The sequence below is a fragment of the Corynebacterium glaucum genome (assembly GCF_030408855.1).
Classification (GTDB): Bacteria; Actinomycetota; Actinomycetes; order Mycobacteriales; family Mycobacteriaceae; genus Corynebacterium; species Corynebacterium glaucum.
In genome coordinates, this window is record NZ_CP047358.1 from 603,336 (window position 1) to 619,609 (window position 16,274).

The 16,274-nt window shown below is 62.5% G+C and carries 11 protein-coding genes and 1 tRNA gene; 8 read left to right on the forward strand and 4 right to left on the reverse strand.

Going from position 1 to position 16,274, the window contains the following annotated elements; all coding sequences use genetic code 11:
• Genes CGLAUT_RS02965 through CGLAUT_RS02980 form a run of 4 tightly spaced genes read left to right on the forward strand, consistent with a single transcriptional unit; the run spans nt 1 to nt 7,216 of the window.
• A complete protein-coding gene (locus CGLAUT_RS02965) occupies nt 1-3,300 on the forward strand; it encodes an ATP-dependent helicase (protein WP_095660998.1) in 3,300 nt (1,099 codons plus the stop codon).
• Nucleotides 3,297-4,394: a potassium channel family protein gene (locus tag CGLAUT_RS02970; RefSeq protein ID WP_095659405.1), complete on the forward strand. Its 1,098-nt coding sequence runs from the start codon at nt 3,297-3,299 to the stop codon at nt 4,392-4,394. Before CGLAUT_RS02965 ends, CGLAUT_RS02970 begins: the two co-directional genes overlap by 4 nt.
• Nucleotide 4,395: 1 nt before the next feature.
• Nucleotides 4,396-5,169, forward strand: a complete 774-nt coding sequence (locus tag CGLAUT_RS02975; protein WP_157731243.1) for an NAD(+) diphosphatase — start codon at nt 4,396-4,398, stop codon at nt 5,167-5,169.
• The gene (locus tag CGLAUT_RS02980) at nt 5,159-7,216 is read left to right on the forward strand and encodes an ATP-dependent DNA helicase UvrD2 (RefSeq protein WP_269768549.1); all 2,058 of its coding nucleotides are present in this window, start codon (nt 5,159-5,161) and stop codon (nt 7,214-7,216) included. The genes CGLAUT_RS02975 and CGLAUT_RS02980 overlap by 11 nt, the downstream gene beginning before the upstream one ends.
• Here the strand turns inward: CGLAUT_RS02980 and CGLAUT_RS02985 are convergent.
• Entirely contained in the window at nt 7,213-8,064 is an 852-nt protein-coding gene (locus CGLAUT_RS02985; protein WP_157731244.1) for a hypothetical protein, read from the reverse strand. The two genes, CGLAUT_RS02980 and CGLAUT_RS02985, sit on opposite strands and share 4 nt — an antisense overlap.
• Nucleotides 8,065-8,111: 47 nt before the next feature.
• On the opposite strand from CGLAUT_RS02985, the gene CGLAUT_RS02990 reads away from it, so the two are divergent.
• Nucleotides 8,112-8,642, forward strand: a complete 531-nt coding sequence (locus tag CGLAUT_RS02990) for a M48 metallopeptidase family protein (RefSeq protein WP_095659409.1) — start codon at nt 8,112-8,114, stop codon at nt 8,640-8,642.
• Here CGLAUT_RS02990 and CGLAUT_RS02995 read toward each other — a convergent pair.
• The gene (locus tag CGLAUT_RS02995) at nt 8,639-10,108 is read right to left on the reverse strand and encodes a zinc-dependent metalloprotease (protein WP_290186194.1); all 1,470 of its coding nucleotides are present in this window, start codon (nt 10,106-10,108) and stop codon (nt 8,639-8,641) included. The two genes, CGLAUT_RS02990 and CGLAUT_RS02995, sit on opposite strands and share 4 nt — an antisense overlap.
• A 130-nt stretch (nt 10,109-10,238) precedes the next feature.
• Here CGLAUT_RS02995 and CGLAUT_RS03000 point away from each other — a divergent pair, with 130 nt between their 5' ends.
• Nucleotides 10,239-11,342, forward strand: coding sequence for a YlbL family protein (locus CGLAUT_RS03000; protein WP_290186196.1), 1,104 nt, complete (start codon nt 10,239-10,241; stop codon nt 11,340-11,342).
• A gap of 3 nt (nt 11,343-11,345) precedes the next feature.
• On the opposite strand, the gene CGLAUT_RS03005 is transcribed toward CGLAUT_RS03000, so the two are convergent.
• Entirely contained in the window at nt 11,346-12,035 is a 690-nt protein-coding gene (locus CGLAUT_RS03005) for a hypothetical protein (protein ID WP_290186197.1), read from the reverse strand.
• A 39-nt stretch (nt 12,036-12,074) separates the two neighbouring features.
• Nucleotides 12,075-12,581, reverse strand: a complete 507-nt coding sequence (locus CGLAUT_RS03010; RefSeq protein ID WP_198305064.1) for a PPA1309 family protein — start codon at nt 12,579-12,581, stop codon at nt 12,075-12,077.
• A gap of 165 nt (nt 12,582-12,746) precedes the next feature.
• Here CGLAUT_RS03010 and CGLAUT_RS03015 point away from each other — a divergent pair, with 165 nt between their 5' ends.
• Nucleotides 12,747-15,704, forward strand: a complete 2,958-nt coding sequence (locus CGLAUT_RS03015; RefSeq protein WP_435383837.1) for a UPF0182 family protein — start codon at nt 12,747-12,749, stop codon at nt 15,702-15,704.
• Between the two features lie 140 nt (nt 15,705-15,844).
• A tRNA-Met gene (locus CGLAUT_RS03020) sits at nt 15,845-15,918 on the forward strand.
• Nucleotides 15,919-16,274 lie beyond the last annotated feature (356 nt).

Below are 16,274 nucleotides of genomic sequence, written 5' to 3' on the forward strand. Positions count from 1 at the left end.
ATGCAACATGGAATCGGGCCGGTAGCGCTGTCGCGGGCGCTCGGCCAGGCCCACCAACCGACCCCGCAACAGGCAGACGTAATTGGTGCGCCGCCTGGCCCGCTGCTGGTTGTGGCGGGCGCCGGCGCGGGAAAAACCGAGACGATGGCGGCGCGTGTAGTTTGGCTCGTTGCCAACGGTTACGCCCGTCCAGATGAGATTCTCGGGCTGACGTTTACCCGCAAAGCAGCCCAGGAGCTGGGGAAGCGCATCAGAGACAGACTTGGGGTGCTGGCTAGCGACGAAGCGCTCGTGCGTCGACTGGATCCGTCAGGCGAGCTGACGAGCTCCCTCCGCGTGATCGCGCCGACTGTGTCAACCTACGACGCGTACGCCGGCGACCTGATCCGCGAATATGGATTGCTGGTGCCGGTTGAACCGGACGCGCGATTGATTACCGAGGCGGAGCTACACGCCATCGCCACCGAAGTAGTGTTGGACTACCGAGGTAGCCTTATCTCTGAAAACGGCACCAACCCAGCTGTGAACTCGGTCGTCGAGAACCTGCTGGGGCTTATTACGTCCATGGGCAACGAGCTCGCGTCTGCCGAGGATGTGATTGAGCGTGCGGAGATATTTCTCAAGGAAACGGAGTCCTTGGAACCGTCGAAGCGCACCGAGAGCGGCTACTCGCAGACCATGCTGAAGTGGCGCAGTAGGCAGGAGGAGCGCACCGCATACCTGCCGTTGGCGGCGGCGCTCAATACGGAGCTGCGCCGCCGCGGTCTAGTGACCTTCAATGAGCAGATGTCAGTCGCAGCGAAGCTCGCCCGCGATCACGCATCGGTGGGGGAGCGTCAGCGTCAACGCTTCCGGGTGATCATGCTCGACGAGTACCAAGACACCTCCCATGCACAGCGCGTGCTGCTGCGCAGCCTGTTCGGGGAAGGCACCGATCCAAAGCTGACGGTTACCGCCGTGGGCGATCCAATGCAGGCGATCTACGGCTGGCGTGGTGCGACCGCGGCTAACCTCGCCGCTTTCGTCGAAGATTTTCCGGCTAGCGATGGTTCTCCCGCACCAAAAAAGCAGCTCACCACCTCATGGCGCAATCCTCCGGAAATCCTCGACCTGGCTAACTCGGTCTCCGACGCGATTTTGGGTACCGGCGCCGAGCGCGCGGTGGCCCAGCTTGAACCGCGCCCAGGAGCGGGAGCTGGGTCGGTGCATCTGGGGTTCTTCGAGCACGAGGACGACGAGGTCGCCTATGTTGCCGGCGAGCTGGAAACTCAGTTCACCCAGGCGAAGCAGGATGACGAACCGTTTACCGCCGCTGTGCTGGTGCGCAAAAACAAGCACAGCTCAGCAATCGCGGAAGCCCTTGAAGCGCGGGGTGTGCCGTACGAAATCGTAGGCGTCGCTGGCCTGCTCGACGTGCCGGAAGTTGCCGACACCGTCGCAATCGCGACCATGCTGGTCCGTCCGGGTGATTCGGCTGCAGCGCTTCGCATCCTCGGCGGTCCTGCGGTGGGGCTCGGGTTGGCGGACCTGCAGGCGCTCGCCGTGCGGGCGACGAATTTGGCCGGGCGCGGCCAAGCCCGCAGCGCCGACGCGGAGCGCGGTGATTTCGACGAGGCTGCCCGGACTCCGGAGGCCCATCTCGAAGCGCAACTCGCCGAGCTCGTTCAACGGGCGGAAGAAATCGTTGGAACTGGCGAGCGCGCTGCGGGGCTGGCGGATGCCGTGGCGGACCTCGGAGAACCCGAGCGGTACTCGGCGACCGGTCTCCAGCGTCTGCGTGAATTATCGGCGAAACTGCGCTGGCTGCGCACCAATAGCCTGGGTAAGCAGCTCACGGACGTCTTCGCAGACATCATCTCCGTCTTCGGTATCCGCGCTGAGGTCCTATCACGCCCTACCGCGTCGCGTGCCGCGCACCTCGACCGCCTGCTGCACGAGGTGGCCCAGTATCCCGGAACGAGCTTGACCGGCCTGCTGGATTACTTCGAGCTTGCCCGCACCCATGAAGACGGCCTCGCTCCCGGAAACGTCACGGTGAAAGACGATCGGGTGCAGATCATGACCGCCCACAAGGCGAAGGGCTTAGAGTGGGACACCGTTGCGGTGCTGCACGCGGACGACAGGACCTACAGCGACACCGCCGAGACATTCCTGGGCATTGTCAAGCGGCTGCAAGACGAATCTTTTGGAGACCCCGAGCTCACCCCGGAATTTGGGGAGGTAGAGACCCGCCCACAGTTTGAAAAAGCGGTCAAGGCCTGGTTGAAGACGGTCCGCGGAGACTTCGCAGAGGAGACAGCGCGGCTGTTTTACGTCGCCATCACCCGCTCGGAGAGGAAACTCATAGTCACCGCGTCAAGCAACGCGGCGGGTTCGACGAAGCAGACGGGCCCGTATACACACTTTGAAAAGCTGGCATCGCTCGTTAGGCCTGCGGATATCGTCCAGTGGCACACCGATGGAGATGCCGAAGGCGATGACGAGGGTGGCAGCGCCGAACGCCCTGACGGCGAGCGCGAAGGCCGCTGGCCTAACCTGCACCAGCAACCCCACGACCAGCGCGCGGCTCAGACTGTCACTGCAGCACGCGCATCCCTCCCCCCGCTGGTAGAAGGAGAGCTTTACGGATTATGGGAACGCGACGCGACAGCGCTGATTGAGGAGCATGCAGCGTCTCTGTCGCCTGAGGTAGCGGTGGTAGTTCCAGGCGAACTCACTGCGTCTGACGTGGTGGCCATGCGGGCCGATCCTGCCCAATTCGCTCGCCGCGCCCGTCGCCCTGTGCCGTACAAACCGAACGCTTACGCCAAGCGTGGCACCGCGTTCCACCAGTGGTTGGAGGAGTTCTATGGCGCGCGCCCGCTTATCGACGAAGACGAACTTCCGGGCAACGATGAAGCCGAGGTGGACCGCGCCACCCTCGAACAGCTCAAGCGATCGTTCGAAGCGAGCCACTGGGCATCGCGCACACCAGCGTTCGTTGAGCACCCGTTTGAGCTGGCAATGGGCAACGCGATGGTGCGCGGTCGCATCGACGCCGTGTTCGAGGACGAAACCGGGTGGATAGTCGTGGACTGGAAAACCGGCCAAAAACCAGGCACAGCGGAGATGGAATCGGCGAAGCTGCAGCTCGCCGTCTACCGTGAAGCGTGGAGGCGCATTGCTGCCGACGGACGCGATGTGCGCGCGGTGTTTTTCTACCTCCGCACCGGAGAAGACTACGCTCCTGATCAGCTACCGGCAGGTCAAGATCTTGCCGACATGCTTGCGCCACGCACGCAACAGGAAGGCAGGAAGTGAAGCGGCCATTCAGATTCGCCAGCCAGCTCCGCGCAGACGCGGAACTTGGTGATGTGCCGGTGCACACGCTCACGGATGTCATCACCATCCCGCGTTCAGCCCATACCACCCCGTGGGTGTTGATGGCCAGGCGTTTCGGGTACGCGATTTTGCTCGTCATTGCCGTGGCAGGGCTGGTGTACTTCGATCGCGGCGCGTATTCGGAGCCGCTCACGTTCATCGACGCGCTGTACTACTCAGCGGTGTCGCTTTCCACGACCGGCTACGGTGATATCGTCCCGGTCACCCAGGGCGCACGGTTGATGAACATCTTCCTCATCACTCCCGCCCGCGTGGCGTTCCTGATGCTCCTCGTCGGTACTACGTTGTCGGTGCTCACCGAGGATTCCCGCAAAACGCTTGAGATTCAGCAGTGGAGGCAAACTGTGCGCGACCACACCATCGTCATCGGTTACGGCACTAAGGGTCGTTCAGCGACTGATGCGCTCCTTGCCGGCGGCGCTGCCCCGGGTTCTATCGTGGTGGTCGATGCGGACCCGGTGAATCTCGCCCAGGCGGAGAAGCGCGGCCTGGTGACCGTCCACGGTGACGGAACAAAGTCCGACATCCTGCGCATCGCCGGCGTGACCCGCGCGCGTTCCGTCGTGGTGGCGCCGTCGAGCGATGACACGGCAGTGCTAGTCACCCTCTCTGTCCGCGAGATCGCGCCGAGCGCAATGATTGTCGCCAGCGTGCGCGAGAGCGAGAACCAGCACCTGCTCATGCAGTCTGGCGCTGATTCCGTTGTGGTCTCAGCCGAAACGACGGGTCGCCTGCTTGGCCTGGCCACGGTGACCCCGCCTGTGGTGGAGATGATGGAGGACCTGCTGAGCCCGGACGAGGGCTTTGCAGTTGCGGAACGGCCGATCGCAGACGACGAGGTGGGCGCCAACCCCCGCCATCTCGCTGACATCGTCCTGGGCGTGGTGCGTTCCGGTGAGCTTTATCGCATTGATTCACCAGAGGCGGAGACCGTCGAGCCGGGCGATCGCCTGCTCTATGTCCGCTTGACCAAACCCACCGATGCCCACGATGCCTCCAAGCACGCGGAATAGCATGTTTTTACTCATCGATTCGCACAATTCTTTCCCACTCGGGCCCGATAAGGAGCCATTGCTTGTCGACGCCCCCTTGCACGCCATTTCCACCACCGCCGAGCTCCCGGGCGGCGTGACAGCAGCGCGGTTGACTGACGCGCTCGCCTCAGAGCTGAGTGCAGACGTGGGGGATGCGCGTTCCCACGCCGACCATCCCCTCGTCGCCCATGCTGTCGCATTGCTGCGCGCCCAAGAGACGCTGCGCTTCGACCCCACGGACGGCTCTCCGCTGACCTGGGATGTCTCAGGTGCTGTGGCCCGCAGCGAGGCGGGAGGGATGGTGTTCCCCCGGATCGACCCATGCGTTATCGGAGTGGTGCAAAACGCTGATGGCACCGAGATCCTGCTCGGTGAAAATGCCCGCCGTCCCGGCTACCACACCTGCATCGCTGGCTACGTCGAAGTCGGCGAAACCATCGAGCGTGCATTCGAGCGTGAGGTGTGGGAGGAAACCGGGCGCGCGATTTACGACGTCACGTATGTCGGGTCCCAGCCGTGGTCGCTCAGCAGCTCGCTCATGCTGGGGTTCAGTGCGCGAACCGACGATCGGGAGCCGCGTGGTGAGCTGGACGGTGAGCTCAGTTCCGTCATCTGGGCAAGCCGGGATGAGCTGCCACAAATCTCCTTGGCACCAAAGGGCAGCATTGCACGCAGCCTCATCGAACGGTGGGCGCGCGGTGAGTTCAGCGGTGAGTTCAGCGGTGAGTTCGAAGGTGGCAACTGTGGCCATTGATCTGAGCGTGCTCGACCAAGACCAGCTGGTTGCAGCGACCGCCCCCCGCGGACCGGTGTGCATTCTGGCGGGTGCGGGCACCGGTAAAACCAGGACGATCACGTACCGCATCGCGAACCTGATCGACCAGGGCATGGTGGCGCCGAACAAAGTGCTCGCGGTGACGTTCACGCAGCGCGCGGCCGGCGAGATGCGTGACCGCTTGCGCGTCATGGGCATCGGCGGTGTGCAGGCGAGGACATTCCACGCGGCTGCGCGCCGCCAGCTGGCCTATTTCTGGCCGCAGATCGCAGGCGACTTGCCGTGGCGCATGCTGGACAACAAGTTTCCTCTAGTTGGCCGCGCTGCACGCGCCGCGGGAGTAGATTCCGGCAAGGACATGGTGCGCGACCTCCTCGGGGAAATCGAGTGGGCGAAGGCGAACGTGATCGGCCACGACGACTATGTCCAGCGTATTGCGGGTAGCGGGCATACGCCTCCCACCGACCCGTCGAAAGTCGCCCAGGTTTACCGGTTGTATGAAGAAGGCAAGCGCAGCCCCGAGGGCATGCTGCTCGACTTCGACGATCTGTTGCTCCATGTCGCCGCCGCGCTCGAGAACGCGCCCGCAGTGGCGGAGGAGTTCCGCTCGCAGTACCAGTCGTTCGTGGTGGATGAGTACCAGGATGTCACTCCGTTGCAGCAGCGGGTCCTGGAAGGTTGGCTTGGGGACCGCGATGATCTGACTGTGGTCGGCGACGTGAACCAGACCATCTACTCGTTCACCGGGGCGACCCCGGAGTACCTGCTCAACTTCTCGCGCACCTACGCGCACGCCACGGTGGTGAAATTGCAGCGCGACTACCGTTCGACGCCGCAGGTCACTGAGCTTGCGAACACAGTGATTGGGAAGGCGCAGGGGAATACTGTCGGGCCGAAACTCGAGCTCATCGGTATGCGTGAGCCCGGCCCGCAGCCGACGTTTCATGCATACGATGACGAACCGACCGAGGCGCGCGAAGTTGCCACCGCAATTCGCAGATTGCTTGACGACGGCGTGCCGGCGCGGGAGATCGCCGTGCTGTATCGCATCAACGCCCAATCCGCGGCGTTCGAAGCTGCGCTCGCCGACGCGGGCATCTTGTACCAAGTCCGCGGTGGCGAGGGCTTCTTCCAGCGCGGGGAGATCAAAGAGGCGCTTCGCCAGCTGACTGCGGCAGCGAACCGCACCGACCTGCCTGACGATCCGGTAGCAGTCGCCCGGGCCGCTTTCGCCACGATCGGATTGACGCCCACGGAGCCGGAGGGTGCCCAGGCTCGTGAGCGGTGGCAAGCACTGCGTGCGCTCGTTGATCTCATCGAAGACATCGTGCAGTCGCAGGAGGCCGCGCATTTGCCGCAGGTACTGGTCTCGCTGCGGCAGCGTGCGGAGGCGAAGCAGCCTCCGGCAGTCGACGGGGTGACGCTGGCGAGCTTGCATGCAGCGAAAGGCCTCGAGTGGGACGCGGTGTTTCTTGTCGGGCTGGTGGAAAACACCCTGCCCATCTCGCACGCGATCAAAGCCGGCGAAGACCAGGTCGAAGAAGAGCGCCGCTTGTTCTACGTCGGCATCACTCGAGCCCGCACACATTTGCAACTGTCATGGTCGTTGGCGCGTCAAGAGGGCGGCCACAAGTCTCGCTCGCGTTCCCGGTTCCTCGATGGACTGGTCCCGGAACTCGAGGTGGAGAACACCCCGCAGCGCCTGAAGCGCAACCGGCGATGCCGAGTTTGCGGGAACCCGCTCGACACTCCGGCGGAGAAGACGCTGGGCCGCCATGCGGACTGCGAACCGGATTACGACGAAGCGGCGTTCGGGGCACTGAAGCGCTGGCGCCTCGAGGTTTCCCGCGCCGCAGGCCAGCCCGCGTATCTCGTGTTCTCGGATGCGACGCTGCTCGCCATCGCGGAGGCCATGCCCGCCGATGAGCCATCGCTTCTCGACGTTTCCGGCGTCGGTCCCGTCAAGGTGGAAAACTATGGGGCCGACGTGTTGCGGGTGCTCGACGACTACCGCGAAGACAACTAGAAACACACTGGACAATCGGGGTGCCGTTGCAGTTGATGCACGGCCAGCGGTACGGGTCCGAATGGGTCCGCGACATGGAACTCGCCGGGCACCGGGTGCGGCGCGGACACCCCCGGCGGGTCTGGCACACCGGCAACCCGGCGGATGAACACCGCCGCAGCAGCACCTCCAGCGCGCACCAACACCGGGTCGGGGGAGCGCGGTCCCTGCGGCACGTGCGTGGCCGCCGTGTCCCAGCCAGCGTCCTGGTCTCGCAGGTGCTGCTGCACGCACGCTTGGCACGGGTCGGTGGCGCTAGTTCGCAGCGGCCCGATGAGGACGCGCGAGTCGAAGAGTGACACCGCAACCGTGGGTCCGGTGCGGTATTTCACCAGTTGCGCAAACTGCGTGGCGTGCGGAAGCTGGTCGACCAATACTAATGGCGCGGACTGGTCCGAGGCGACAACAAAGTCGGGCTCAGTCTCGGGTGTCAAGGGCACGCGAACTTGGATGCCACTGGAAGCCAATTGGGACTTCAATTCTGCGGCCAGCGGCGACTTGCCAATCACCAAGACCGGGAGATCGATCACCGGCACGAAAATTCGGTAGGAGAGTAGATCGGCGATGAGGCTTTCGGCCGTGCCCGAGGCGGCGCGGATGCGGCTTTGCAATGACCTGGTCAGATGGTGAAGGGATATGGGCTCAAAGGTGCCGTCGATAAGCTGAGCAAGCTCCGTGGCGTAAGGGGTTTCGATGATGCCGGTGCGTGTCGCATCCAGTCCGAACTGCAGCGTGTGCGGAGCTCGCACGAACACGCTCACTCCCGGCGCAAGGCGCACCGGTGTGGCGCTTTTGAAACTGCGCGCCAATGAGACCACCCCCCGAAGTGTCTGCATTCAGCTTACAATCTTGGCCGATGCCCGGCACCGAAATTCCCTACACCGTTATTCGCTCCGCGAGGCGCAAGCGCACCGTGCAGGCGCGGATAGTCAACGGGGTGGCGGAGATCCGTATTCCGGCGCGCATGACTAAGGCGCAGGAACGCACAGCCGTAGAAGAGATGCTGGCGAAGTTGGCGAAGAAATCCCCCACGCCTCGCACCGATGCAGATTTGCTTGCCCGCGCGGAGACGCTGAATGCGAATTTGCTGGATGGCAACGCGAAGTGGCGCTCGATTCGTTGGGTGAGTAACCAAAACACCAGGTGGGGGTCCTGTACCACCGGCACCGGCGACATTCGCATCAGCGACCGGCTGGCGCAGGTGCCTGATTACGTCCTCGACGCGGTAATCGTGCACGAACTGGTGCACACGTTCATCCCGGGGCATAGCGGCGAATTCTGGCGGTGGGCGGACCGGGCTCCGCGAGCTGAACGGGCGAAGGGCTACCTTGAGGCGTATCAGCGCTTCGGTAGCGAGCAGACCAGCGGCCAGAGATTCAGCGGCTAAAGTTCGGTGCCGTCGTCGCGCCCGTCGTCCTTGCCATCGCCGTTTTCACGCTTGACCTCGGGGTTGTTGCGAATTTCTTCTTCGAGCTTGGCAAACTCCGCGTCGAAATCGGTGTCCGGTGCGTCATCGAGCAGGGTGTCAATGAACGCGGCAGGGTTGGCCAAGTGCTCAGCGGTAGGCAAGAAGTCGGGGTGATCCCACACCTGATCGCGGCGCTCAATGCCCACGGCGTTCTCGGCGCGGCGCCATAGGTTCGCTGCTTCGCGCACGCGCGGTGCAGACAGCTCGATGCCCACCACGTTGGCAAACGCCTGCTCGGCGGAACCGCCGGTAGCGCGACGGCGCGCCCACGCCTCGGCGAGCTGGTCGGCGGACGGGATGCGTTCGTTGAGCGCATCGGCTACCACCACATCTACCCAGCCCTCCACCAGCGCGAGGAGGGTTTCAAGCCGCTCCGTCGCGGTCGCGTTACGAGAACCCACACGTGGGGAGAGATCTTCACCCTGTAGTGACTGCAATGCTTCCTGGATCTGCTGCGGGTCCCCAGATTCAAGGTTGAGGTTGCGGGCGAGCTCCTCGATGTGGGAGGTATCAATCTGCAACCCGGCCGCATACTCCTCAACCGCCGCAACCAGCCGCTCGACCAGCCACGGCACGTGCTGGAACAGGCGCTGACGCGCCGCTTCGCGAGCTGCGATGTAGACAATGACTTCCTGGCCCGGCACCTCGAGACCGTTGGCGATCTCCGACACATTGCCCGGCAGGAGAGCGGTAACGCCGTGCGGCGCTACGGGCAGGCCGAAATCAGTGCCGGTCAGCGCCTGCTGGGCAAGATCGCCGAGCGCGTGGCCGAGCTTCATACCGAACTGCATCGAGTTCATCTGCCGCATCATCGATGCCATCGGCCCGAGCATCTCTCGTGCTTCCGCCGGCATCGTGTCCATCTGCGCGCGGTTCATCTGGTCAGCCACCGGATTCACCAACCGCTTCCACATGGGCATGGTCTGCGTGAGCCACTCGCTCGGGTTCCATGCCTGGGCAGTCGCGCCGGAGGCCGGCAGGCTGGTGGTCTCGTTGAGCCACAGATCTGCGAGCTTTACCGACTCCTCAACAGCTTTCGCGTCGCTGCTGGAGATTTCGCGCGGGTTGCCCACGCGCTGGCGCGCCACCCGCAGCGCCATGTCGAAGTTGACGGCATCCTCGCTGCCTTGAGAATTCATCGAAGACCCGACACCGGAAAGCATTTGGCCGAACTGGTTCAATATGTCACCCAGGCCACCTTCTCCGGCTTCAAAGCGGAAGTTCTGCTGGCCGCCGAAACCGCCAAAGCCGAACGCGGCAAACGGGTTGTTGGAATCGCCGTGGTTGCCGCGTTCGTTGCCGTCACCTCGGCCGTCATCGCCGCGACGATCGTCGTTGTCATCCCGGTCGTCGTTAGGGAAGGAGAATCCGAATCCGTTGCTCATACAGGCCACACTACAGACGCTCAGGTGCGAAAAGCACCGTCTGCAAGGTGGCATTTCGCCGTGTTCGCTCTCGGCATTTGTAGCTCGGCTGTTCGGGGAGGGTGGGGTTGCTGGTCTAAGCTTGCTCAGCGTGAAAGCTGCTGGGCGTGAAATCGAGGACGACATCGAGGAAGACCGGGTGCGTACAAAGCGCTGGTCCACTGTGGTCTGGGGTGCGATTCCGGTTGCGCTTTTGGCTGGCGTTCTCACGTTCGACCACATCCCCGGCACCGACATTTCGTTGGCGGTGCCCTATGCTGCGCAGGGGCCTGGCCCTTTGTTTGACACGCTCAGCGAGGTCTCGGGCGAGCCGGTGGTGCGTATCGACGGCGCCGACCTCGACGCCACGTCCGGAGCACTGAACATGACCACGGTCTCGGTGCGTACCAACATGACCCTTCCGCAGGCGATCGGCCGGTGGATTACCACGGATGACACGTTCGTGCCGGTGGAGCAGATCATGCCTCGGGATATGAGCCGCGAGGAAGTCCAGGAGTTCAATCAGCAGGCGTTCGTCGCCTCGGAGGCGTCCGCAACCGTTGCCGCCATGCACTACCTCGGCCGCCCGACCAGGGTCGTGGTCCATGACGTCGTGGACGGTGCCGCAGCCTCGGGCCATCTCGAACCCGGCGATGCGCTAGTCGCGGTCGATGGCACCGAGATCACTAAGCCAAGTGACGTGCAGGACATCGTGCGGGCTAAACACCCAGGCGACGAGGTCGAGATCACCGCGCTGCGTGGGGGAGCGGAACGTCAAGAGCGGATTGCCCTAGGCAAAGATGAGCGGGATGAAAATGTGGCGTTGCTCGGAATCCTCATGTCCTCTGAGCCGGCCGACGGCGTCGATGTCACCTACAACTTGCAAGATGTGGGCGGTCCGAGTGCCGGCATGATCTTCGCACTCGCGGTGATTGACAAACTTTCCCCGGGCGAGCTCACCGGCGGCAAAACCGTCGCGGGCACAGGCACCATCAACGAGGCTGGGGAAGTCGGCCCCATCGGCGGCATTTCCCACAAGATCACTGGCGCCCGTGATGCCGGGATGGAGCTCTTCCTCGCGCCCGCGGGAAACTGTGCGGAAGCCGCTGGTGTCGAGACCGGGGACATGGTCGTCGCCGCTGTTGCCAACCTCGATGAAGCAGTCAAAGCGATGGATGATTACGCCGCCGGGCGCGAAGTCGCTACCTGCAAGTAGCGCCTACGGCGTCGCCGACAAGGTCTCAACCGCGCGCGGCGTCGCACCCGGGGTTTTCACCTCATTGACCTGATCGGCCAGGCCCAGCTCGTAAATGCGCTGGCGCGGATCGTCCTGGTCGGTTGAGATCAGCTGTTGCATGACCTGGCCCTTGGTGTTGTCGACCACGGTGATAATCGCAGAGGTGCCCAGCACTGACCACCCAACAACGCGGTCGCCCTTGTCCTCAACGATGCGCGAGGATCGCAGCTCCGTCAGCAGCTGGGTCGTTGACGCCGCCTTTGCTTCCGAGTCAAAGAACTGGAACTGCCCAATCTCCGAGCCGGAGCAGTCGAAGGATCCCGTCATCCCGGTAGCGCTGCAAGATTCAAACTGGCTGAACAGCGTCGCCGGGGCCAGCGTTGAGAAGCGCTCAGCAACCTCGGCCACAAGCTTGCGCTCCTCAGCCACAGTGGTCCGGGCAGCAGAAGAGCTTTTGCTTATCGACGGCTCGGATGACGCCTCCGACTCATCCGACACTGTTTCGGTTGCTTCCGTCACCTCCGCCGACGAAGAATCAACTGACGTCGCTGTCGCCTCCGGCGTCGGAGTCGCGGTCTCGGTCTGCTCGGTCGCCTTGTCGCCACATGCAGTGAGGCTGGCTGCGAGCGCAATAGTTGCCGCAGCGGTAACGGCGCGGGAAATACGGGCCACCGAGAGCTCCTTGGAATCGATTACCAAACAGCCATTATTTTAAAGCAGTTCATCTGGGTCTTGGGCAAGACTATGGCGCAATGCCGCAATCACCACCGGCGCGACACCGGGCCCGCCTCGCAATTCAATGTCGTCCTGGGCGAAGAGACCGCGCTCTTCAAGCTCGTCCTCGGTAGGGCGGATCTGCAGCAGCGTCTGCTCGATGTCGTCGTCGCGCAACACGCCTGAGAAGAGCCGGGCTGGGCGCGGGGAGGAGTCGACGTCTTCGGCAGTGTCGCGGAAGATAATCTCCTGCGCCAGAATTACGCCCTCTACCGTCTGCGGCCAGGCGACCCGCGCCACGTAGTCCGCTAGTTCATCGGACCCAGCATCGATGGATTCCGGCAAGTCTTGCACCACAAGCGTCAGGGGGCTGGAGGCGCCACCGTCGTCAAGCAAATCGAGCTCCCCCAACTGATCAACGAGGAGCTCTGTGGGGACGAGCCCGAACAATGTCGGAGGCTGGTCCCAGCCCTCGGCATGGACGAACTCGACCGCCTCCATCATCGCCTTGTTCAATGCCTGTTGGTGCAGCACGGGAACCCTTCTTACGTCTGGGTCGTTGGACAATTTAAGCTAGAAGCCTAGTACGCGCTCGCACATATATAAGGAGAAGGATTGGCTACCCGCGTGAATAAGCCAAGGCCAAACGCGAAGAAACCGAATGCTGGGTTGTGGACAACCATCGGCATCATCGCCGCGGTGTTGTTCCTACTGCCCCTGATTGTCGGTCTTTACACAGACTTCCTGTGGTTTGGCGAGCTCGACTACCGCGGAGTATTCAACACCGTCATCCTGAGCCGGGTGGTGCTGTTCGTGCTGTTCGCCGCAATCGGCGGGGCAATTGCGTACATTGCGGCATGGTTGGCGTGGCGCGGACGGCCAAAGGTTAAGTCGATGGATCCGTTCTCGCCCGGCGCCCAGCACCGAGCGAGTGTGGAGCAGAGCATCCGTTCGCTGCTGGTCTGGGCACCGGTCGTCGTAGCCTTGTTCTCCGGTCTTGCGGGGCAGCGTAGTTGGCGCACGTTCCTCCTCTGGCTCAACGGCGGCGAGTTCGGCGTGACTGATCCGCAGTTCCACCGGGACCTTGGTTTCTTCGCTTTCACGCTGCCTGCGGTCTCGACGGTCGTGGATATGCTGTCTGTCCTGCTGGTTGCAGCATTCCTCATTGCGCTGTTCGGCCACTACCTGCTTGGCGGCATTCGGGTGGGTAACAACGTCACCGGCGCACGCGGTCACATTTCGCAGTCTGCTCGTGTACAGCTTGCGGTCACCGCGGGGCTGTGGATGCTGGTCAAGGCGGCGAGCTACTGGATTGAGCGATACCACCTGCTTTACGCCCGCAACGATATCTTCACCGGTGCCTCCTACACCGGGATCAATGCGATGCTGCCGGCGAAGATCATCCTGACCATCATTGCCGTGCTTGTGGCTGCCGCGTTCTTTGTGTCGGTGGTGTACAAGGATTTCCGGGTTCCGGTGCTCGCAACCGTGCTCATGCTGGTTTCTTCTCTGGTGGTGGGCAACGTGTGGCCCGCGCTGCTGGAGCAGTTCTCGGTGAAGCCGAACCGTCAGGCGAAGGAATACGAGTACATCGGCCGCAATATCGAGGCCACCCGGTACGCCTACGGGCTTACGGATGCGACGGTGACATACGAGGACAACTGGGGCCAAGGCAATGTCTCCAACTCCACAGTGGCGGATGACGCGGCCACGATCTCGAATATTCGTCTGTTGGACCCCGATGTCATTTCGCCGACCTTCACCCAAAACCAGCAGCTGCGTAACTTCTACGGCTTCCCGAACACCCTGGCGATGGATCGCTACGAGGTTGATGGGGAGATGCGCGACTTCGTCGTCGCTGCCCGCGAGCTCAACCCGAACTCCTTGAGCGAGAACCAGCGTGACTGGATCAACCGCCACACCGTGTACACGCACGGCAACGGTTTCATCGCGGCGCAAGCCAACACCGTCGACGAGGCAGCGCAGGACGCCGGATCTACCCGCGGTGGTCTACCGATCTTCACAGTTTCCGATCTGCAATCCAACGCCATTGCTCGCGAAAATGACCAAGCTGAAGAGCTGGGCATCCGCGTTGACGAGCCGCGGATCTACTACGGGCCGGTGATCGCCTCGGCGAGTGACGGACTTGATTACGCCATCGTTGGAGACAACGGCCAGGGGGCGGTCGAGTACGACACAGACACAAGCACGTACACCTACACGGGTCAGGGCGGCGTCAACATTGGCAACTGGGCGAACCGGTTGGCCTACGCGGTGAAGTACCAAGAGCTCAACCTCGTGCTCTCGGACCGGGTCGGCGGGGAATCGAAGATTCTCTACGACCGCGATCCGCGCGAGCGCGTGGAGCGGGTCGCGCCGTGGCTGACTACGGATTCCAAGACCTACCCGGCTGTGATCGATGGGCGGGTGAAATGGATCGTTGACGGCTACACCACGCTGTCGCGTCTGCCGTACTCGACTCGTTCACGGTTGTCCGAAACCACCCAGGATGCCCTGAACCCTGACGGCACAACCCAGCGTCTGATTACCGACGACCTGGGCTACATCCGCAACTCGGTGAAGGCGACCGTCGATGCCTACGACGGCTCGGTGGAGCTTTACGCTTTTGATGAGTCGGACCCGGTTCTCAAGGCATGGATGGGCGTGTTCCCGGACACGGTGAAGCCGGGAAGCGACATTTCCGACCAGCTGCGAGACCACCTTCGTTATCCGGAGGACCTCTTCAAGGTGCAGCGCGAACTGCTTGCGCGCTACCACGTTGACGACCCCGGGGTGTTCTTCAACAACGATGCCTTCTGGTCCGTGCCAAATGACCCGACCGCGCCGGAGGACCGTAAACAGCTCTACCAGCCGCCGTACTACGTGGTTGCCTCCGACCCCGAGACCGGGGACCCGAGCTTCCAGCTGATTACGCCGTTCCGGGGACTCAACCGCGAGTTCCTGTCAGCTCACATGTCTGTGTCTTCGGATCCCGAGAACTACGGCAAAATCCACGTACGTGTGCTTCCGACCAACACGCAAACCCAGGGTCCGAAGCAGGCACAGGATGCTTTGATGTCCTCTGATCAGGTTGCCCGTGACCGCACGCTGTGGGAGGGCACAAACGATCTACGAAACGGTAACTTGCTGACGCTGCCGGTTGGCGGCGGTGAGATCCTCTACGTCGAGCCGATTTACTCGCAGCGCAAGGGCCAGGAATCGGCGTTCCCGAAGCTGCTGCGCGTGCTCGTGTTCTACCGCGGTCAAGTTGGCTATGCGCCGACGATCTCCCAGGCGCTGAGCCAAGTGGGCATCAACCCCGCCGCAGCCCAGGACATTGAGGTGGTGGACGAGGATGCTCCGGATACCCGTACGGAGGCTGATATGGCATCTCCGACATCGCCGGAGCAAAACGAAGAGAGCGAGGAGGCGAGCGGCTCTGACGGCGCAACGACTGATGGCCAGTCGCCGATCGATGGGGCAGCGAACCGGGATGAGGCGCTGGAGAACATCAACACGGCGCTGCGGAACTTGGAGGACGCCCGCGACGGTTCCTTCGAGGAATACGGACGCGCCCTCGACGCTCTCGACCGGGCTGTAGAAGACTACCAGCGACTTCAGGACTGACTCCGCACATAAACTCCCTGATGCGGCCGTAATCCCCTGGTGAGAGATCTGATCACCAGGGGATTTGGCGCCTGGGGGAGTCATCCGTATAGTGATGGTCGTTGCCAACAAGGCATCAGGTGAAAATAAAAGTCACCCGGCGCGGGGTGGAGCAGCTCGGTAGCTCGCTGGGCTCATAACCCAGAGGTCGCAGGTTCGAATCCTGTCCCCGCTACTACACTAGAGTGGCCCCTCTCTTCGGAGAGGGGCCTTCTTGCGTACCTGAGAGTGCTCAAACCAGTGAACCGATACCGCCAGCCCAAACCTTAGAAAACACTGAGATCAGCAGACGGCCTGGATTAGTGATATAGATCTCGATTCTCTATCTCTGGTGGTAGAGCGTCGTGAACACTTGGAAACGAGTCTGTAGTTCCCGAATAATGCATACCAAATCGCTTTGAAGCTAGACCAATCAATGATTTGTCCGTACACTGTGGTCGTCGCAGAAAAGCTGAACACGTGCTTTTCGATCTTTTCGAGAAATTAGCTTTTCTAAGTGGCTAAAACTAGTCATTTAGAAAAGCAAAAATT